Raw genomic sequence first — 22,406 nt, 5'->3', positions numbered from 1 at the left:
AAATGATAAAACCTCATTTACACTTTCCGAATTTTCTTATTAAACTTTTAGCTTTTATCTTTTAATTTTTATCTCAACTCGTCGGTTAACAATCTGATTTCCATTGTCGGACTGATTCGCTCGTAGAGGATGTTATAAACAGCCTCCGTGATGGGCATGTGGACTTTATACTGTTGATTGATTTCATGAATTCCTTTCACGCCAAAGTACCCTTCGGCAACCATCAACATCTCCATTTGCGCGGACTTCACAGAATATCCTTTCCCGATCATCGTACCGAATGTCCGGTTCCGGCTGAACTGGGAATAGGCTGTTACTAACAAATCACCCAAGTATGCAGAAAATTTAATATCCCGTTGAATCGGATGCACGGCATTCACAAAGCGTTCCATTTCCTGAATGGCATTAGCAACCAACACGGCCTGAAAATTATCGCCATATCGCAATCCGTGACAGATTCCCGACGCAATAGCAAAAACGTTTTTCAGCACCGCGGCATACTCGGCCCCGTATATATCATCGGAAATCGTGGTTTTCACGTAGAAACACTCGAATAATTGAGCCACAGTCCGTGCTACCCGCAGGTTCTCACTGGAGAATGTCAGATAAGACAAACGTTCCAAAGCTATTTCCTCCGCATGGCAAGGTCCGGAAATAATTACAATCTGTCCTAGAGGTACCTCATATTTCTGGTGGAAGAACTCCCCGATAAGTAGATTCTCATCCGGAATCATCCCCTTGATAGCCGAAACGATAATCTTATCTTTCAACGACACTTGCAACCTTGGAGTTACCACGTTTTGCAGGAAAGCACTCGGGATGGCGAACACGATCACATCGGAATTCATGATCACCCAATCCAAATCATCCGAGAACGAGATTTTGTCTATATCAAAATCGACACCACACAAATACCGCGGATTGTGTTTTAATACTTTAAAGGCCTTTATCGATTCAATGTTTCTCATGAACCAATTAATATGCCCGTTATTTTCTGTCAGCATTTTAGCGATAGCGGTAGCCCAACTACCCCCACCTACGACTCCAATCCTTGGTTTTTCAACTATTTCCATGATACCAATAAGTTTATAAAGTTCATAAAGTTATAAAGTTTATAAGGCCAAAAAATAACTTTATAGACCTTATAAACTTTACAAACCTTAGAACCTATTTTATCCAGCTTTTTACCTCGTCCGGAGATAAGGTCTTCAAGCCTAATTTCATTTTTTTATTTAAACCGCTCAATTCCTGATGCAACTTGTTCGGATTCTCTACCGCCTTCAAGGCTTCCACGGTCTGGTAACCGGCTTTACGAACCACGGCAACCCAATCAGCCGGGATTCCCAGCTCGATAAATTTCTCGTCAGCATCCACGGTAGCCACTTTCTCCGGTTTCATTTGCGGGAACAACAGCACATCCTGTATAGACGGACTATTAGTCAGGATCATACAAAGCCGATCGATTCCGATACCCATTCCCGAGGTCGGGGGCATACCGTATTCCAAGGCACGCACAAAGTCGTAATCGATAAACATGGCTTCATCATCCCCTCTTTCCTGAAGTGCCAACTGATCTTTGAAACGATTCAACTGATCGATCGGGTCATTTAACTCGGAATAAGCGTTCGCCACCTCCTTACCATTCACGAACAACTCGAAACGCTCCGTTAATCCGGGATCTGAACGATGCATCTTTGTTAGCGGAGACATCTCCACCGGATAGTCGTAAATAAAAGTCGGCTGTATATAATGACTTTCACATTTCTCTCCGAAGATCTCGTCAATCAACTTACCCTTACCCATCGTCTCGTCCACGTTCAAGCCGATAGACAAACAGAATGCCCGGATCTCATCCTCACTCTTACCTGTGATGTCAAACCCGGTATATTCTTTAATCGCCTCGGACATCTTCACGCGCTTGAACGGACGCTTGAAATCCACCTCGTTCTCCCCGAAAGGAGCTTTAGTTGTCCCGTTCACGGCCATTGCCGCTGCCTCGATCATTCTCTCCGTGCTATCCATCATCCACAAATAATCCTTGTACGGCACGTACACCTCCATACAAGTAAATTCCGGGTTATGCGTCCGGTCCATACCCTCGTTACGGAAATTACGGGAAAACTCGAACACCCCGTTAAAACCGCCCACGATCAAACGTTTCAGGTACAACTCGTTCGCGATACGCAAATAGAACGGAATATCCAGCGCATTATGATGCGTGATAAACGGACGCGCCGAAGCCCCTCCCGGTATAGCCTGCAACACCGGAGTCTCCACCTCCAAACATCCCATTTCCGTGTAGAACTGACGGATGGCGTTGATCATTTTCGTACGCTTGATAAACACATCCTTCACCTGCGGGTTCACGATCAAATCCAAATAACGTTGACGGTATCTCAATTCCGGATCGGTAAAAGCATCAAACACTTTACCATCCTTTTCTTTCACAACCGGTAGTGGACGCAAGGACTTGGACAACATCACCAACTCTTTCGCGTGAACTGAGACCTCTCCCATGTTCGTGCGGAACACGAATCCCTTGACTCCCACAATGTCACCAATATCCATTAACTTTTTGAAAACGGTATTATACATCGTGCAAGCTTCATCCCGACTCACATCATCCCGACTCACGTAGACCTGAATCCTACCTTCGGCATCCTGTAATTCAAAAAATGAAGCCTTACCCATAATCCGCCTGCTCATCATTCGCCCGGCAATCACAACCTCTTGCAATTCCTCCGGTGATTTTTCAAATTTATCCAGGATCTCTTTAGAAAGGTGAGTTACTTTAAATTCCGGTGCCGGATAGGCATCTATTCCCAAATTTTTCAACTCGTTTAAAGAGTTCCGGCGAATAATTTCCTGTTCGCTTAATTCTGCAAGACTCATTTTTATATGCTTTAAAAGGTTATATAAAATCTATTTTATCACCGGGCATACGCCCGCTCTAAATTTTATTCAAAAATTAATGTGCAAAGATAATAAATAAAGTGCAAAGAAGAAAGTAAAAGGGCTGCTCTCCCTCGTTATTTACATTTCCCCTGCTTTTTGTTAAAATTTTATCACCAAAAATTCAATCTTATTTTTATACAACTGAAACACAACCGCATAACCTTATTTAGAACAAACCTGTTAAAAAATATAATCAGTATTCTTTTGAAATCCCAAGGAATTTCTGCTTCTTTGTAGCAGAATAGGAGAAAGAGATAATGAAAAAAAGATGGGTCATCAACACCCCACCCGAGTGGGAAAAAATTGACAAACTATCCAAAGAACTTAACTGCAGTCATGTTATCGCGAACTTGCTTTTGCAACGCGGTGTGGACACTGCAGAAGAGGCCCATGCTTTCTTCAATCCAACCCTCAACATGCTCCATGACCCGTTCTTGATGAAGGATATGGATAAAGCAGTTCTCCGGTTGGAAAAAGCAATCAGCACCGAGGAAAAAGTCATGATCTACGGCGATTACGACGTGGACGGTACCACGGCCGTTGCTTTACTCTATAAATACCTGAAAAATAAATGCGAGAATCCGGAGTATTACATCCCGGACAGGTACACGGAAGGCTACGGGGTTTCCATCTTGGCCATCGATTATGCGGCCCGCAACGGGATCACACTCATGATCGTAACCGATTGTGGAGTGAAAGCCGTGGAGAAAGTCCGTTACGCAAAATCCAAAGGAGTGGATGTTATCATCTGTGATCATCACACCCCAGGGGACGAACTTCCGGATGCCGTTGCCGTCCTCGACCCGCAACGGAAAGATTGTCACTATCCCTACCGGTGGTTAAGCGGTTGCGGTGTCAGCTTCAAACTGGCGCAGGCATATAGCATGAAACACAACTTGCCGATGGCAGACCTGTACAAATTGTTGGACTTGGTTTGTGTCAGCATTGCCAGTGACATTGTTCCGATCACGGGAGAGAATCGCATCCTCGCCCATTTCGGTTTATTACAATTAAACAGAAAACCCAGCCTGGGATTAAAAACGATACTAAGTTTCTCCGGAATCGGTAAAGACCTGACGATAAATGACATTGTTTTTCGCATAGGCCCAAAAATCAACGCGGCAGGGCGAGTTGAATCGGGGAATAAATCAGTTGAACTCCTGATTGCCGATGACGAGACCAGAGCCACGGAAGTCGCCGCAAGTATCAACAACTTCAACGATCAACGCAAAAAGCTGGATCACGACATCACCGAAGAAGCCCTCGAATACATCAATCAGTCCCACTACGACCAATCCCAAAAAGCAACCGTACTTTACAACCCGAACTGGCACAAAGGTGTCATTGGAATCGTTGCTTCACGTCTGACGGAATATTACTACCGCCCGACCGTGATCCTGACAGAATCCAACGGTTTGGCTACCGGATCTGCTCGCTCCGTGGAAGGATTTGACCTGTATTACGCCATTTCACAATGTAGCGAATTCTTGGAAAATTACGGGGGACACAAATACGCGGCAGGACTGACATTAAGGCTTGAAAACATCGAACCTTTCAAGGCTAAATTCCAAAAAATCGTGAGTGAAACGATCACGGAAGAGATGTTGACACCCCAGATCAATATTGACGCCCAAATCAAATTAAACGACATCACCCCGGATCTTTATGCCATGATTCAGAAGTTCGCCCCGTTTGGTCCCAACAACACGATCCCCGTGTTCATGACTGAAAACGTGACGAATTTCATTGGTTCAAAACAAGTGGGACGTAACAACGAACACCTAAAACTGGTTGTCGTGGATGACACGAGAGTCTGCAACGACCGGAGTGGTATAGCTTTCGGTATGGGAGAGGCATTTTCCCGTATCAGTAAAGGTGAATATTTCGATATTTGCTACACCCTTCAGGAAAACGAATTCATGGGGAAAAGCGACATTCAAATGATGATTCGGGATTTAAAATTCAAAGAGGAATAAAACATGCAATCTTTATCTTCCAAACTATTGGAAAAAGCAGTAGAACAATTTGCTTCCCTTCCGGGAATCGGACGCAAAACAGCTTTGCGTTACGTGCTACACATGCTGCGCCAAAGCCCCGAAGAGGTAAAGCAATTTACAGCCAGTATCACCGCCTTGAAAGAATCTATCAAAGAGTGCCAGTACTGCCATAACATTTCAGACAGTGACACTTGCGAGATTTGTTCCGACCCGAAACGGGATACTCAAACGATATGTGTCGTGGAAAACATAAAGGACATCATGTCCCTTGAAGCCACCGGCCAATACCACGGGCTTTACCACGTTTTAGGAGGGATTATTTCCCCCATGGACGGCATAGGCCCATCCGACCTTCACATTAACTCTCTACTGGAGCGAGTGGCCAATCCTTCCGTAAAGGAGGTTATTTTCGCCTTGCGAGCCACCATAGAAGGAGACACCACGGGTTACTACATCTTCAAAAAACTCCCCCGCCGGGATGAAATCACGGTTAGCACCCTCGCCAAAGGTATCGCCATAGGTAATGATCTCGAATATACCGACGAACTCACTCTGGGACGCTCCCTCGTAAACCGGGTAAAATTTAGTCTAAACGGATGATTTTCCTACATATTAAAAAGAATCCGCCTGAAACAGAAACTTGAGGCGGATTCACATTTTCTTACGACAAACTATACTTTAGGCTGTACGATTACTGCATAATAATTATGATTTCCACTTAAAGCCAACTCCTCTGCCCGGTAATAACGATTTGCTCCTACTGGAGTACCGTCTTCATAAGTCAATCCTAATCCCCACGGATCATTACATTCAAAGAACAATTCTCCATCAACTACTTTGTATCCTTTAATCAGCAAGAAATGTCCCATTGTTCCACTATAATATTTATCAACTCGAGTCTCCGAATCTCCCGTTTCATTCTTCGATATATAGGACATACTTAAACAGACTATCACTAATTCTCCTGCATCGATATGAGCCTTTACTTGTACGGGGAATTTTTCTTTCATTTCCTCCTCGGTATTATCTAAATACTTCTCACTGGGAATTTCTTCCAGATAAGCAGGACTTCCTCCTCTACTACAAAAATTAATGAAATCCCGAACATCCCCCGGGTACCAGCTTAAATCCGTTGAAGAAGAAGAATAGTAACTAAAATATCTATAACTTCTAGCCCACTCTACGGTCATCTCCTCCATGGGCGATCCGTACCATATAACAGCCATCGCTCCAACAGCCGGTCCACAATTCCGATCCGCATAATCACCTGTATTTTGTTGATCCAAATAACAGCCCTCGGGATCTACCCCCTCGTTACTCTTCTCTTCTGTCAACCAAGCCCCCAACCCCCAAGCTATCGTGTAATCCGTGTTAGAAAGACTCACATCCCAGTAAGCACGATCACCATTTGATGCCGTGATTTTAAATGTTACTGGAGTTGAAAAATTCACAGGAGTCACACCACTAACCACCTCATCCTCATTCACACTTGCCCAAGCCCCCTCCGACAAAGTAAACACAGGTGTAATTTCTCTGTAATTCTCCGGTATATCGGATAATACATACGAAATACTTTTATTATCCGTATCAATCACGGCTTCCGTATCAATCCCCTCAATTGAAAATGATAAAATATCATTTCCGGCAAGTGACGTATTTTTATCATCATCAGAACAACCGTATGGGATCAAGCCCATAGAAAGCAATAATGTTCCACATACAAATGCTTTTATATTTTTCATCATATCAATTCTATATTAATTCGACAATTATTTCACCAATTGCTCCAACTGCATCCGCAATTTAGGATCCGAAGGACGTTTGGCATTTGCATCCACAATTTTCCCCTCTTTATCCACAATCACGATGCGAGGAACTCCATGAATCAAATATTTCTTTATCAAATCCGATTTAAAACCACCCGGCACATTCAACTGTAACTCGGCACCCTTCTTATCTTTAACCATCTTTCTCCACAAAGCCATCAACTCATCCCCCGTATCCACTGACATTGAGATAAATACAATATTCTCTCCTTGCATATCATCTGCTAATTTCTCCATGTAAGGCATCTCTGCACGACAAGGAATACATCCCGTGAACCAGAAATCCAACACCATCACCTTGCCTTTAAAATCAGCAGAAGTATATTCTTTTCCTTTCACGTCAACCGCTTTAAACTCCGGGGCCATCTGTCCTCTTGCTATGGTTTTATGAGTTTCTTTAGACTCTTGGTAACGAGCCTCCAAAGCTGGTAACGCCTCCAATGCCTCCGGGTGAGTTATGTATTGACGAACCCCTTCCAGATAGGACGGGAAATCATCAGAATACCCTTTCTGTAACGTGAAATTCAATAACTCCACCAAAAACATGGAACGTACTTTTTCGTTGGCGATTCTTTTCGCATAAATTTCCATGTATTTATCCGGAGAAACCTCAATCCATCCTTTTTTTTCCATCTGCTCGAATGTCCCCAACACCATATTAAACCATTTCGGTATCTGCACAAGAGAAGAATCCGAGAAGTTTACCTCTTTCACGAAATCATAAAAATTATCCGACAGTTCAATTTTCACTTGAGGAGCAAACATTGCAGTATTAGCAGGGCCATTTAATTTTTGTAAATAAAAATCGCAATGATACTTCAATGTCTGTAAACGGATAAAGTCCGGGTTTAAACCAGAAACATCCAGATTAGCAATCAACCGATTCACTTCTTCTGTATTCAATCGTTCCCATTCCGCCGAATAAAGCGGAATATCTTCTGGGACAGAACCTAGATATACATTCTTAGACAAAAACATATTCTCGGCCGCATTATCTCCTGCAAACACAACTCCTTCCGCTCCTTCCTGTATCTCCATCCGTGCGCCCGGAGTCAAATAAACCAAATAGAATTTTTTATTCACCCCCACGTAACGAAAGTACCCCGGCACTTTCAAATCCACCTCATAGATATAATTTCCTAAAGAATCCGGTTCCATTTTCGTATATCCGGCCGTAGACCCTTCCGGAATAAAAAAGAAGTTTCCTTCAACCGTATTTCTAAACTCCACTCTCGCCTTCGTAACCGAAGTCGTTTTATCCTGACATCCGGTTCCGGCAAAAGCCAGAACCGTTAATATCAGAAATACACAACATATTTTATTCATATGGGACATCATTTTGTATTTTGAACCAAATTACTTGTTTCCATCGCATTCTGCGGGAAAGGCCATACATACAAAGGAGAACCGGGTTCCAAAGTAAACTCTTGTGTTTCACCCGCTGTATTAACATAGGTACGAGTAAACGTCTCGTTCAATTGCACGCTAAATCGACGCATATCGAAGAAACCGTTATAAGTGAACATCAACTCCCGCTTTCTCTCCTTACGTACTTGTTCGAAAGCCTCATCTGCATTAGCAGCCGTCAGTTCCGGAGTATTATTTTTTACCCGATTCACGTACAACTCATTCAAATACTTCATCGCATTCTCCGGATCATTTAAGCGGGCATAACACTCTGCCACGATCAAATAAACTTCAGAGAAACGTATCCCGCCACAATTCCACTTTACCTGATTCGAACCGAACATTCTCGCCCCACTCTCGCCTGTCGGCCGATTAGGAGTGTCATAATTTACACAAGTCTTGTAACGCAAATCATTCTGTTTATCAAACAAATCCAACGTCTCTTTGCGAATAAATAAAGGAGAAGGCTCTCCCTGATCATTATTACAGAATTGATATAATAAATTTTCCGGATCACTCTTCAAATGAATAGCAACAGAACTCCATCCTGTCGACTGCATATCCCCGAAAGGCAATTCCTCTAAACCGTTATAAAACATCGGACGCATATCCCACAACTTATGATAGGTTGATTTCAACGCCTCCAATCCTGCATTTAAGGCAGAATCAAGCTCCCCCTTGTACAAATGCACCTTAGCTTTTAATGCCCATCCCAACGTCTTACTAGGACGGAACTCGTTTAACGGGGTTTCCGGTAAATCAACGATAGCCGAATTCAAATCTTCCATGATAAAATCATATACCTCTTGAACCGTGTATTGTTTACTCACCGCCTCCAAATCAAACTTTTTGTGAATAATAATACCATTATCCGTGGCAGCAGTTTCCTTCACGTAAGGCTTAGCAAAAGTATTCACCAACATGAAATAATTATACGCACGCATAGCCTTTGCCTGAGCAATACCCAGTCTCTTATCCGCTTCTGGCCCCTCTGCATCATTCATATTCTCCACCACAATATTATAATTGGCTATCCGGGAGTAACACTTGCTGTAGAGTTCACTAGAAACCATATTTTGCTGCCGCAATCCTTCCGTTTCATCCCATAAGAAAGAGATTGAACGTAATGGATACTGGTAATTTTCAATTTGATCCTTATAAGGCCAGGTCGCATCACCGGCAAAATACCAAAAATCATCTGTCGGATAAGCCGCATCCATCGATTCCACTAACCCCAAATAATCATCTGTTGTATTTAACACGGATTCTCCCTTCGGGACTAAATCCAAATAGTTGTCACAAGATGTCAGTAATACAATCAGACTCAAACCAATGATTGATATATATTTTTTCATACTTTCTCTCGTTTAAAAATTAATACTCAAACCAACACTGTAAGTCGGCATCATAAAGTCTGTACGTTTACCGCCATTTGCGTTAAACGATTCCGGATCGATTCCCTCGTTATTAGCCGCCCAATAAAAAGGATTATCTACCTGCGCCCGAATGTTCACGTTTTGTAAATTCCACTTCTTAATCAAATCTTTAGGTAAAGAATAAGCGATACCTATATTACGACACTTGATAAAAGAAGCACTCTTTACATGGGCATCTGCATATTTCCACAAATATTCACGTTGCTCTTGGTCATTCGATCCTCCCGGTCGGATTGCAGGAATATCAGTATCTTTGTTATCCTCTGTCCAACGATTCACAATATCTTTATGCAAAGAACCATTCAAATCACTGTACATCGAATATAACGGAGTAACATCATTTCTCAGAGAATGTCCCGTATAATAAACAAACTTCGTGAAAAATTCCCATGTTTTATATCTCAAGTTCACTGTCAAAGCACCATTCCACTTTGGGGTTAACTGCCCGGCACATACGAGAGCATTTATATTACGCACCGGTTCATTTGCCTTAATATCCCCGTTCTCATCATACACGGAAGGATCACCATTCTCCGTCAAACCCGCATATCTATAAGCATAGATAGAATTGAATGCATCCCCCTTTAAATAGTTACTATTAGGATACAAAAACATGTCAATCGCATTAGAAGGCGTGAAACCAACTTTCCGAATCTCATTCTTATTATTAGCTGCCGTAAATGTCGTATTCAAATCCCAATCCTTATTTTTCAACCAATCATAAGAAAGTGACAATTCGAATCCAATATTTCTCATTGCACCATTATTTACCCTTGCCGTTTCGAAACCAAGTGACGGGTCCAATGTCTTGTTGGCTAACAGATCAGAACTATATTTACGATAAAATTCCATCGATCCTCTTAAACGACTTATTAAAGCGAAATCCACACCAATATTCAACGTTGAAGTCTTCTCCCAACGCAACATATTATTAGGCGGTGTCAAAATGTCGGTCAGACTAGCTTGCGTGTATAACGAATTAAAGTAAGACCCGAGTAAATAAGGTGAAGAAGATTGATCAACATTACCCGTGATTCCGTATGTTGCTCTTAACTTCAACATATCCAACCAAGCTATATCCTTCAAAAAGTTTTCTCTTGTCATCAACCAACTTGCACCAACCGACCATAACGGACGATAACGATACTTCGGGTCTGACCCAAACAAGTCTGCTTGCTCCACACGCACGCTGGCATTCAAGCTATACTTAGCATCATACGTGTATCCTGCATTTGCATAAGCTGAAACATAACGATGCTTTACATCTGACACTTGCAACATCTCATTCTTCGTCTGTAAGCTACTAACCAATTGACCTGATACACCATTACTTAATGTCAACCAATCCACTTGTTTATAAGTCAATTTCTGATCGTCATATCCATAACGCTCACTATAAGTCACGTCATTAGCATCTTGACGAATCTCACCTCCGGCAAGCACTGTTAAATCATGTTTCTCGGCAAACGTAGTCTGGTAATTCAATTGAACCCGGAAATTAAAATACTCGTCATTCTGATGCTGTTCAGATCGATGTCCTCCCTGCGGGATGTTATACTCGAAATCTCCCACACTCCCCGACGCATACCTATTTACCATCTCCCTCATCAAATAAGAATCAGCTTCATCGTATTGGATAATACTTGTGTTGGTTTTTTCATACTGAAATTTCAATCCTAAATCCAGTCCTTTCAACAACTTGAAATCCGTGTGAGCAAATAATCTTACATACAAAGAATTTGTTTTTTGCATATTTTTGTTCATCTCCTCCTTCAGATTGTATCCCATAAATTCCAACCCCTCGGTCTCGTTAATTTCCATACTATGATAGAAATTATGCTTGTACTGGTATACCGGATTTCCGGATTCTGTCACCACACGTTCATAAGGCATAAACTCCAAATAAGTAACACCAGCCTGCGAAGCTTCTTGCTTCGTAATATAAGTATTAGCCCCCAAGGTCAACTTAAACCAATCCGTCAGGTCTAATTCATTTTTTAAATAAATACTATATTTATCTGCACTGGATGATTTCAAATATTTCCCGTTATTCTGATAACGCAAAGAGAAAAATAAATTAGAATTTTTACCCCCGCGAGAAAGTGACAGGTTATAATCCTGCGTAATGGCCGTATGCGTTAAAATATCCTGAGCCTCTTTCCGATAATCATTTTTCCGCATGGCATTAATTTTCTCATCCACCTCTGCCTGAGTCATATTCCCTTTATACAATTCATAATAGTAACGTTCAATTCGGGTATAATTCTTATAGGCACTCGGATCATTCTTAGAATCGAAATACTCACCAGGATTACTCTGGTACAAGGATTCATTTTTCAAAAAGTCAATTTCGAAATCAATGATATCGCTTGTCGATGCATAATCCATATAGCTTATTTTAGGAACCGGATTGAAATAAAAATTTGCAGACAAATTCACATTTAACTTTTCCTCTTTCGAACCTCTTTTCGTCGTAACCACGATCACCCCGTTAGCAGCACGTACTCCATACAATGAAGTAGCTGCCGCATCCTTCAATACCGTAATCGTCTCCACGTCATCCGGGTTAATTGAACTCAGCGCTTGATTCATTACCACACCATCTACTACAAGTAAAGGGGTTGAACTCACCGCGAAAGAAGATGCTCCCCGAATCTCCAACTCATCTCCATAAGTAGACAAACCGGGAGTCAAACCTTCAATCTTGGAAACCAAACTCGTACTTTGTACTTTTCCTAAATCTTCCGCTTTCAAAATCGTCACGGAACCCGTTGAACGTTCACGAGAAATCGTCTGGTAACCAGTAGCCACCACTTCTCCCAACATCTCAACCTCTTCCTCCATCGTCACGTCCAATAATTTATCCGAACCATCATACAACAGTTCCTTCGTCTTCATTCCAACAAATGAAAATACCAAGGCAACGTTCTTTTCTGTTAATTTAAACTCGAATCTCCCATCTACATCGGTAGCCGCTCCCAACGTCGTACCTTTCTGAATCACCGCTACACCGGGTAGAGGCATCCCTGTCTCATCCTTCACCACTCCTCGAACCGTGTAAATTTTCTTCTCGTCATTACTTTTATAGGAAATAACAATTAATTCTCCCTCATGGCTATATTTAAAAGGCATTCCCTTTAACAAAATATCCAAACATTCCTCCACACTCTTATTTTCCAATTTTGCAGACACTTTATAACTATTCAAGTCATCATAATTGAAGATAAACTTACAATCAGCTGCTTCACTCAAACTTTTCAATGCTTTCGACAATTCCACGTTTTCAAAGTCCAAGCTCACCACCCGATTTTGAGTCACACCGGATGCGATACTCGTGAAAAAACACAAGGAAAACACGAATTGTATCAAAAACATTTTCACAATTCTCCTACTAACGTTCCTGTCAATGGAACGCTTCTTACTCAAAAGTATTGCCATAAATGATAGTTTTGGTTATAAATTAAAATGATTACTTATTTATCTAATTACCTCGGAAACGACTAACGTCTTTCCATTTACCTTTACTCCAATTCGATTCGTCTTCATCAACAAACCGGTAATCACCGAAATCTCGCTATCCCGACTTGCCCACAATTCAAATCGATAATCTCGAACCTTATCCCCCACGTACATGACATCAAAATCATACCACCGTTTCAAATCATCCATGATAGATTCCAATGACTCGTTCTCGTAATAGAAATACCCATCCTTCCAAGCAATATACCTGTTCACGTTCACCTTCGTGATCTCCGGTATGCTTTCGGTGAAGCGGGCATTCTCTCCCGGGTTTAACGTATACTCCGAACCGTTCTCCGTTTTCTTCACGGCAACCCGGCCCTGTACCAATGTCACGTGAACATCCTCCTCTCCGTAAGAACGTACATTAAATTCTGTCCCGTACACCTTCGTGTAAATATCAGAAGACACGACTATAAAAGGATGTTTCTCATCGTGAGCCACGGAAAAATAACCTTCGCCTTTCAAAAATACCTCCCGTTTTTCACCCACGAAAGAAGTTGGGTAACGCAATTCCGATTCAGAATTCAACCATACAACGGTTCCATCATTCAAGGTCAATTTATACTCTGCCCCCTTGGGTACTCGAAGCGTGTGATAACTGACCACAGCCCCCTTGGCCAAATTGTAATTAATCCCTCTCAGACTATCGTACTCCACACGGATACCTTCACCCAGCTCCCGACTTTCACTCCCGGATGCACTCAAAACAAGTTCCTCTCCGGATTCCGTAATCAACACAGCTTGATTTTTTCCGGGGACAATGTGTTCTGCCACCGGAATCACCTCTTGCTTTTTCGACGACAACGAATTTTCCAACAACCACCAACTGGCGGAAATAAGTATAACCACGGCTGCAGCCACAGAAAACCAAGTCATTCGTCGAGACCGACCACCGGATTTCATCTTCCGGGTAAAATTCCGATATTCTCCCTCCACATCCAACTGATCACCCACGGTCAGCCGAAGCCCTCCTTCCAAGTACCTCCGACATTCCTCGTACAAATCCTTGTTACGGGGTTCTGCCAACCATTCCTGCACCCGAACTTCCTGCAATAACTCAGGATGATTCAGTATCTCGATGACAAAATTTAAACGATCTTCTTCTTTCTCGAATTTCATAACTTCACGTTCATTTTACTATTACACGTAAAGCATGGTAAATGATGTGGGTCAAAAAGCAATATTTTTCATTTTTTTAAGAAAAACGCATATAACAATATCATTTCGACATCAGACATTTGTCCCCTTAATATACTGATTGCCTTCGTTATATGCCAACGAACCGTGTTAATAGAAATTCCCAACTCATCCCCCGCCTCTTGATATTTTTTCCGCTCGATAAAACATTTTTTGAACACGGTAGCTGTCTGTTGGGGCATATTCTCAATAATATGCATCACCTTTTCGATGAGTTGCTCATACTCCACGTATTCCTCCTCCTCTTCGGGAAAGGTCTTTTTATAAGCCAAAAACTTTTCTTTTGTTTTCTCCTTCCTCAAAAAATCAAGAGAACGGGAACGAACCAGAGAATATAAAAAGGGACGCAGAGAAACTGAAGAATCCAATTTTTCAAAATTCTTCCACACGTATTCATAAACATCCGTTACGATGTCTTTTGCTTCTTCTTCATCCCGAACAAAGCTTAAAGCATGAATATACAACTCTTTATAATGAGTTTTATACAATAACTCAAACGTGTCCCTCTTTTCTTTATCCACTATAATCTTTCAATTTGATCCATACTTTTTGCATCGATCCTTTTTTCCTCATGTCCAGTTCAAAGATAAATATTTTTATTTTAATCATAATCTTATTCAACAAACCTTCTTTCCACAAAAAACAAATTCCCCTTCCATCACATTTTATTTACATCACATTCCCGATTACAAAACAGATCAGGGGGAAATAAGGCCACACGCACAGATCACAGACGTTTCGTCTTCGTTCGATAATCGCTCCCCTTGAACGTCTTTACACCGACGGGGACACGCCTATCTGAAATCTGTATGCCCTTATTTCCCCCCATTCTTGCGGAGACCTCTTCTCACTCTCAAGTCGTAGACCGATCTCACGCGTAACAAAAAGTAAATAGCCACCCATAAAGCGACAAACAGTTTGTACAAACTAACATTTTAATTACAAAAGGATTATCTTTGTATCTATGAATTTTGAGACATTAGTAGAACATATTAGTACAATACAATGCACATTGCAGGCACAAGCTGCACATGCTGTAAACCTTGCTCTTACTTCCCGTAACTGGCTTATGGGTTGTTATATTGTAGAGTTTGAACAAAACGGAGAAGACCGTGCCGCATATGGACAATAAACACTGATACACAATATATTACATCGCAACTTCAAAATTCACTGAGTACTGAATTCATAGAACCAATTCGGCAGTTGTCATCCGCCGAATTAACGAATAACCTAAAGTGGATAATTCCCGCAGATAAACTCTTCAACAAACTCACAGATTCCAACTTAATACTCATCGCAACTATTGACAACCCAATAAAAAGAGCATTTTATGAAATGGGAACCATTCGAGGGTGCTGGTCATATAAAGAACTGGAACGACAAATAACATCCTTGTATTATGAACGTAGCGGACTATCTCAAAACAAAGAAGCCCTATCCGCATTAGAAAAGAGAGTTTATCAAAAGGCAAAAGAAATCATGTTTTAAATAACTACCTCCCCTAACCCCTCCTTACACAGGAGGGGGAACCGCTTGGTAATCATCCCTCCCCCTGTGCAAGGGGGAGTTGGAGGGGGTAGTCATTTAAAACACGACTTTTAACACCTTTTCTCTATCACGTTATCGCCGCTCACGATACACGACATCCTTTATCTTTGCAAAACCACTGTATTCCGCCCTTTTCGTCACTCTATTATTCACCCCATCCACCGGATAGAACCCTAACTTTCCGCCATTGTTATCCTGAGCCGCCGTATTGTACGAACCCACCATCAACTCATACTGCCGGGCCATAAACTCGTCGGACTGATTATTCAGATCGCTTAACGAGCATTGCCTGTACAGGTTAAATTTCAACATCGTAACCGTCTCGTTTTCCCCTAAAGTAATATCATTCATCGGGTAAGTCGTGTTCGTTCCTAAATTATGCAAGTACACCTTGTTCCCCACGGCATAAAACATATAAGGGAATTGAGAATGAAAAGCAAAGCTCGTTGCCTTATCAAAATCAGGAGCATTCAAATTCTCGTACTTCGCCTCCTGTACGAAACCGTTATTCGACATATTGATCCCGTAAATATAACGTTTTCCACTGGCATCCTGCAAAATAGAATATACCAAACCACCGGAATACCGGGTACTTTCCATGTACACCAATTCCATCCCCGTCTTGAAACTAAACAAACCATTTTCCGGGTCTGCAACCGGAGTCAAAACCTGCATCGCATCAGCGACATACCCGTACTTCCAGCCCACAAATCGCTTGTTATCCGAGTCATACAATAAAGCCGTTTCTCCATTCCCCGGACGGGCCATACTTACTCCCACGTAAGGAGCGACCTTATATTCCGGAGCCTTTCCCCGTTCCGACGTGTTGATCGGGTATTCAAAAGCAGGACCGGAATAATCCCTCACCTGTGCATAAGCATTCCCGGCATCCGTCACGCAGAGATTAGCTAAAGCTCCTGCTGTACTGGTATTATTTACCGACGTGTAACACACAACATGTTCATTTACCGGTGGAATAATAAAATCAATATTACCAATTTCCAAAGACTCATCTGTCTTAAACGTTTCCCGATCCAGCATATACGTTCCCTCAGCCGACATCACGTAAATAAGATCGGAAGGATTCGCAAATCGATTGGGATAAAACCCGATTCCCTTGGCATGTTTCAACTCCGGTAATCCCAAAGAAGTCAACAGGTCATAAGCCGGGATTACTCGCTCTGCCGAAATCACAGAAATCATATCCATCCGAACACGTTCCTCCTCACCTTCATCACAAAGCACCATCCAACCCTCGTAAGTAGGAGAAGATACTTTAATATCAAATGTCTTAGACGTCCGCACGCCGGAACGCTTGTCCGTCACGGAGAACCACGTGATATAGGTATCTGCTGCAAAAGCTGCCAACGTGTCCAAATCCAATGATCCCGAAGGATTCAGATCAACCCAATGTTGTCCGGATACCAATACACCACCGGATTTTTTCTCAATCTTGTAACTAAACTCAAAATTAGCATTCTCCTTACCAATCTCCCCCTCTAGCGAAGAAACGACCTTCGGATTCACAACAATATGATCAGAATTTCCCAACACCTCCACCACTTCGGGAATGTTCTCGATGGTTATATCCGCCACCTCATGATAAGTATAATTTCCCTTATCGTCAAAACAACTACAAAAGGAAAAAACAAACAAAAACAGTATAATAGGATTTATTCTCATAACCTTATATTTTTAATATTATTCATACCGGGAATAGTCTACCGAGTAAGAAGGTGCAAGTTGCATATAACTCCCGTCCGCCTCCAACTCCGGAGTTCCTGCATCTGCCTGTTCCTGTAAATATTTCTGTACCGCAGTAGCAAAAAAATTGAACCGTCCATACTGAACCTTCGTCCCTGCATACCCGGCATTACTCCAATCAGAAGGAGTCAACCCACAAACAGAATTAACCACGATATATTTCTTAGGCGTCCAATCTCCAAAGAAACTTCCCCCAAACATAGCCCAGTAACTCGGCTCCGTGTACATCTCGCTCAACGAAAAGGCAAACACATCCCCGTGAATCATCACCCCTGTGGCCGAATAAGCGTTCGTATTCTTATACTCCGGAAAATAACACTTAAAATACTCGTTATCCTCCAAACGAAGAGCTAACCGAACAGCCTTTTCCATCATATCATCCGTGCGAAAGAAACGGACACGCACGTAAGCCGTGCTTTTTCCCGCAGGCACAACTACCGTATCCAAATTTACCTCGTAATGTTTCCCCTCGATAGCTGTTGTTCCCTCTTGATCCACCACCACTTTAAAAGGACGATCGTAATCAACCACCTTTCCCATTGTCCGTATCGTGGCGGACAGCACAGCGCTTTTTATAGACGCCTTGGCTGAGGCGAATGAATAGGCCAACGAATCCCCGTAATATTCCGTGGTACTATTATAAATATAACTGGTCACCCGTTGAAAATAAATTCCACTATCATCCGTGGTAAAGACCGAAATATCTTGCTTTTCACAAGCACTGAAAACAAGCGTCAAGCTTAAAACAAACAATATAATTTTCCATTTCATAACCTTACAATTTAACGATTATCAACTTCGCCGGAAGGCAAGGGTAACACGTAACGTTCTTCCTTAGCTCCATACGTGCTGGTATCATATCCATTCTCATCACTGTTAATATTAATATACAGCCGTTTGTACATGAAAAATATCTGTCCCTCTCCGATAAACTCCCGCAAATATTCCGAACGCAAGCGTTTCATGAAATCATCCTCCGAAACAACCGTCAATTCGGGCAATCCTCTCCGGGTACGCATCTGGTTCAGCCATCCATAACGATCTGCCAACACGGGTTCACATTCTGCCGCGATATAATACGCCTCGCTCAACCGGATCAACGACATGAAGACGGCATAGAAATATTCCGTATCCGTTGTTCCGCTAGGCTTATCTATCCCCTTGTATTTGATCAAAGAATGCCCGCTCTCCCCCACACCGGAGGCAACTTGCCACCACGTTTGGAAACGGTAATCCTGTGTCTCGCCCGCGAAAAGACTCGTCCCCACGAAATCCTTTCTAGGGTGCAAGTAATTATTCCCCGCTTGCTCGGCACTGAAATAACTGGTATAAATATCCACCCGGTCTTTCTTGTAAATCCCTGCCAGCACTTCCGAGGAGAACACCCGGTCGGGATTACTTTGGTTTGCCAACAACTTATTCGGGTCCACCGCCGGGAAATGTTCATTCACTTTCGAATCCGCTAACAGTTTTCGAGCCGCGGCCAATGCATTCGCCTGTTCTCCCGCGTACAAGTACACTCTAGCCTTCAACGCCAACACGGCATAATAATTCATCCGTAACTGGCGATAACGCAGATACACCTCCTCGTCTTTTTCAAGAGAAGCCATCGGTCCATTCTCTATTACCGGGTCACTATCCGCCAGTAATTCCTCTGCCTCATCCAAATCCCGCAGGATCTTTTCATGCAGCACGGAATCTGCCGTCATCAACGGTAAAGCAATCACTTTCGATGATTCATTATAGGGGATTGCCTCCGCCTCCGGGTGCAATTTATAGACCGGACCGAATAACCGCAACATATCAAAATGCAGGAAAGCACGCACCGCCAACATCTCCCCTTTCAACACCCGATACTCCTGTTCCTGTAACACACCCTCGCTCTCGTCAATATTCTCCAACACCACGTTACAATTCAATATCGTGTTGTAAGCCGTGGTCCATGTACTTTCCAACGCTTTTTTCACATCTTCGTCCGTGTAAGCAAAGGTACTCAACGCCGTCAAGTACGTGTTCACCGGAAGAGGCTGGTAACGTTTCGAGATCACGTCCACCAACTCGTAGGAAAGATTCTTCCCGTAAAGAGCCGAAGACGCCATCTTGTTATATATCCCGTTCACCGCGGTATAAAAACCGCCTCTCGTGGCGAATAATTGTTTCTCCGATTGCTTGTCTTTCGGCTGCACGTCCAGAAAACTCGAACACCCTACACCACACACGAGTATGACCCCGGTCCAAATGATATTCCATAATTTCATAACCATTCATCTTTAAAAATTAAACGAAAGTCCTGCCTCCATACTCCGCGCAAAAGGATAAGATATACCTCTCTCCGACCGGATTGTCGATGCCCGGAACACGTCACGCATGGAGAATTGTAGTTTCAGGCTACTCAAGCCGAGTTTCTCGATCCACCCGTTGTAAAACTCGTACCCCAGATAGAGAGACTCCAAGGTCAACACGTTCTCCGTCTGCACGAAACGGGAAGACATCGGGGTACTTGCCGCGCTGGCAATATCCTTGAAATGCACGATATCCCCCACTTCTTGCCAACGCTCGTACAACGCCCGCTTGTCCTGGTTCTTGTTCAAATCACTCCTTGAAATATTTTCCACCTTGTTGTAAAGAGCCTCGTTGAACACGTCAGCCCCCATCTGGTAACGGAAATTCAAGCTCACGGAAAATCCCTTCCAGTTCAATGATGAACCGATCACTCCCTCCACGTCCGGACGGGTATTCCCGCAAATCACCTCGTCATCATAGGTAAAATCATACGTGTAACCACCATCCTTGGCATAAAACAACTCCTTCCCGTTCGAGGGATCAATCCCCGCGGACCTTACCGCCCAAATATCATCCGGGTCTGCCCCGTCATAATACCTCACGGTATTTTCTCCCTTTCCGCTGGCGTTCAACGTGGAGAGTTTATTCCCGATCTTGTTTATCCGGGTTTTCTGCGTCCGCACGTTCGCCCGTACCATCCACGAAAAACGTTGCTCGAAATTTTGGAAAATATAATAAGACACAGATGCCGTCAAACCCTGCGACACCTGTTCTCCGGCGTTCGTCATGTAAGTGGATGTCCCGGAAGAAAGCGGTGTACTCACCTTGATCAACAACGGGTCGGTCACCTTGTAATAGTAATCCGCCGTCAACGAAAAGCGTTTATTAAACAGCGTCACGTCCAAACCGATGTTCTTGTCCACCGTGATCTGCCATTCCAGATCGGGATTACCGATTTGTGATAACACGGCTCCCAGCCCGAAATAGTTCATCGAACCGTACTGGAAAGAATAGGTCAACAAGGATTGCGCAGAGTCAAAACTCTGGTTTCCCGGGTTTCCTATTGAAGCCCGCAATTTCAACAAGTCAATCCATGCCACGTGATCCATGATAAACTTCTCCTTGTGCAAGTTCCAGCCCAACCCGACTGACCACGTCGTGTTATACTTCCGAGAGGTACCGAAAACCGATGAACCGCTCGTCCGCAAACTAAAGTCCATCAAGTAGCGATCATCAAAAGAATACCCCGTGTTAAAATAACCGTTCACCGAGCGGGACACGGATTCATAGTAGGTAGGCGTACCGTTTTCCGGGTAACCGTTCGAGAAAGAGGGATAAGAAAAATCTCCTTCCGGAAATCCCAAAGCCGAATATCCCTGGGTCAGTGATTTATCGCTGGAAAGATTTCCCCCGGCAACCAGGTTAATCCTATGTTTTCCCAGTACTTTCGCGTACGTGACACTCAATTCCGCCTCCACTTGATTTTTTCGGGTATTCGTTGAACGATATTCCCCTTTTTTGATGGTCTCCACGTCTTCATAACGGGTATCATTCCGGGAATAGAACTTCTCCGTGTCGTCATTCCCGTAAGTCAATCCCAACCGGGCACGTACCCGCCATTCAGTCGTGGGGAAATACTCTGCCATGAAATAATTACTCAAGGCAAGATTCTTTCCCTCGTCCCGGCTATTTTGTTTCGCGTTCCACAGCGGGTTCGAGGCCTTGAAATAGTCATTATTTTCCAACCACTTGTCCACCGTACCGTCATCATTATACTTCTTGTAGTACGGGTTTGCCTCCGCGTACTCGTAGAAAGCCACGATCGGGTTCTTGTAATCCGTCGAGGTCAACGAGAATTTGTTAGAGAACTGGAATTTCGACATCCGGTAAATCAAATCTATATTACCACTAAGCACGCTCCTGTCAGACTTCTCCATCACCCCGGAAATCCCGTTATACCCCGCTCCCAATCCAAACAGGAAATTCCCTTCACCTCCCTGCACGTAGAGTGAATGTTTCTGGTTGACACCTACCCGTAAAGGTTCTGCCAGCCAGTACGTGTTCACACCGCTCTCGATCACCTTCAATTTCTCGTTATACAGCTCGTTCAATTTCACCTCGCTAGCCGTTGACCAAGAGGCCGGATCATATCTACCCGCTAATAATTCGAATTCCAACTTTTCCCTTGAATTCATCAAGTTATAACTCGACAAATCGGGAATCGAGATATTCATGTTCCCGTTGTAGCTCACCTGTAACTTCCCGGCCTCCGGTTTCACCGTTTCCACCACGATCACCCCGTTTGCCGCTTTTGAACCGTAAATTGCCGTCGACGCCGCGTCTTTCAAGATCGTGATCGACGCCACCCGGTTTATATCCAGATCATTAATCGCTGCCAACGTTGACTCGAAACCATCCAGGATAAACAACGGCTGGTTCGGGTCGGCATCCAGCTCGTCCCGCAATCC

14 protein-coding genes and 1 pseudogene are annotated in these 22,406 nt (G+C 43.2%); 3 read left to right on the top strand and 12 right to left on the bottom strand.

Going from position 1 to position 22,406, the window contains the following annotated elements; genetic code table 11:
• Positions 1-68: 68 nt before the first annotated feature.
• Together I2I33_RS19410 and lysS are read right to left on the bottom strand one after the other, a co-directional pair.
• The gene (locus tag I2I33_RS19410) at positions 69-1,073 is read right to left on the bottom strand and encodes an NAD(P)H-dependent glycerol-3-phosphate dehydrogenase (RefSeq protein WP_087421115.1); all 1,005 of its coding nucleotides are present in this window, start codon (positions 1,071-1,073) and stop codon (positions 69-71) included.
• A 94-nt stretch (positions 1,074-1,167) separates the two neighbouring features.
• The gene (gene lysS, locus I2I33_RS19405) at positions 1,168-2,892 is read right to left on the bottom strand and encodes a lysine--tRNA ligase (protein WP_087421114.1); all 1,725 of its coding nucleotides are present in this window, start codon (positions 2,890-2,892) and stop codon (positions 1,168-1,170) included.
• Positions 2,893-3,212: 320 nt separating this feature from the next.
• Between lysS and recJ the strand changes: the two genes are divergently transcribed.
• Together recJ and recR are read left to right on the top strand one after the other, a co-directional pair.
• Positions 3,213-4,931, top strand: coding sequence for a single-stranded-DNA-specific exonuclease RecJ (recJ, locus tag I2I33_RS19400; protein WP_087421113.1), 1,719 nt, complete (start codon positions 3,213-3,215; stop codon positions 4,929-4,931).
• Between the two features lie 3 nt (positions 4,932-4,934).
• On the top strand, positions 4,935-5,552 hold the full coding sequence (recR, locus tag I2I33_RS19395) for a recombination mediator RecR (protein WP_087421112.1): 618 nt from the start codon (positions 4,935-4,937) through the stop codon (positions 5,550-5,552).
• Positions 5,553-5,623: 71 nt separating this feature from the next.
• Here the strand turns inward: recR and I2I33_RS19390 are convergent, their stop codons facing one another.
• From I2I33_RS19390 to I2I33_RS19365, 6 genes are all read right to left on the bottom strand, one after another.
• Entirely contained in the window at positions 5,624-6,697 is a 1,074-nt protein-coding gene (locus I2I33_RS19390; RefSeq protein ID WP_087421111.1) for a C39 family peptidase, read from the bottom strand.
• A gap of 24 nt (positions 6,698-6,721) precedes the next feature.
• Entirely contained in the window at positions 6,722-8,104 is a 1,383-nt protein-coding gene (locus tag I2I33_RS19385; protein ID WP_162613776.1) for a TlpA family protein disulfide reductase, read from the bottom strand.
• Between the two features lie 8 nt (positions 8,105-8,112).
• Positions 8,113-9,540 carry a RagB/SusD family nutrient uptake outer membrane protein gene (locus tag I2I33_RS19380; protein WP_087421109.1) on the bottom strand — a complete coding sequence of 476 codons (1,428 nt, stop codon included), beginning with the start codon at positions 9,538-9,540 and terminating at the stop codon, positions 8,113-8,115.
• Positions 9,541-9,552: 12 nt separating this feature from the next.
• Positions 9,553-13,059 carry a SusC/RagA family TonB-linked outer membrane protein gene (locus tag I2I33_RS19375; RefSeq protein ID WP_087421108.1) on the bottom strand — a complete coding sequence of 1,169 codons (3,507 nt, stop codon included), beginning with the start codon at positions 13,057-13,059 and terminating at the stop codon, positions 9,553-9,555.
• A gap of 39 nt (positions 13,060-13,098) precedes the next feature.
• Positions 13,099-14,262 carry a FecR family protein gene (locus I2I33_RS19370; RefSeq protein WP_087421107.1) on the bottom strand — a complete coding sequence of 388 codons (1,164 nt, stop codon included), beginning with the start codon at positions 14,260-14,262 and terminating at the stop codon, positions 13,099-13,101.
• A gap of 68 nt (positions 14,263-14,330) precedes the next feature.
• Positions 14,331-14,861, bottom strand: a complete 531-nt coding sequence (locus tag I2I33_RS19365; RefSeq protein ID WP_158572056.1) for a sigma-70 family RNA polymerase sigma factor — start codon at positions 14,859-14,861, stop codon at positions 14,331-14,333.
• 443 nt (positions 14,862-15,304) lie between these two features.
• Here I2I33_RS19365 and I2I33_RS19360 point away from each other — a divergent pair.
• Positions 15,305-15,789 (top strand): annotated as a pseudogene (locus tag I2I33_RS19360) (DUF1016 N-terminal domain-containing protein); the annotation flags it as partial.
• 174 nt (positions 15,790-15,963) lie between these two features.
• Here the strand turns inward: I2I33_RS19360 and I2I33_RS19355 are convergent.
• The 4 genes from I2I33_RS19355 to I2I33_RS19340 form a co-directional block, all read right to left on the bottom strand.
• Positions 15,964-17,574: a PKD-like family lipoprotein gene (locus I2I33_RS19355; RefSeq protein ID WP_087421105.1), complete on the bottom strand. Its 1,611-nt coding sequence runs from the start codon at positions 17,572-17,574 to the stop codon at positions 15,964-15,966.
• 18 nt (positions 17,575-17,592) lie between these two features.
• Positions 17,593-18,426, bottom strand: coding sequence for a DUF4843 domain-containing protein (locus tag I2I33_RS19350; protein WP_087421104.1), 834 nt, complete (start codon positions 18,424-18,426; stop codon positions 17,593-17,595).
• An 11-nt stretch (positions 18,427-18,437) separates the two neighbouring features.
• Positions 18,438-19,913 carry a RagB/SusD family nutrient uptake outer membrane protein gene (locus I2I33_RS19345; RefSeq protein WP_162613775.1) on the bottom strand — a complete coding sequence of 492 codons (1,476 nt, stop codon included), beginning with the start codon at positions 19,911-19,913 and terminating at the stop codon, positions 18,438-18,440.
• 12 nt (positions 19,914-19,925) lie between these two features.
• Positions 19,926-22,406, bottom strand: a 2,481-nt coding sequence (locus I2I33_RS19340) for a SusC/RagA family TonB-linked outer membrane protein (protein WP_195666878.1), incomplete at its 5' end; no start/stop codon positions are given.

This window comes from Butyricimonas sp. BSD2780061689_150309_C8 (assembly GCF_015560935.1).
In the GTDB taxonomy this organism is placed as follows: domain Bacteria; phylum Bacteroidota; class Bacteroidia; order Bacteroidales; family Marinifilaceae; genus Butyricimonas; species Butyricimonas paravirosa.
This window is presented reverse-complemented; position numbering and strand designations above follow the sequence as displayed.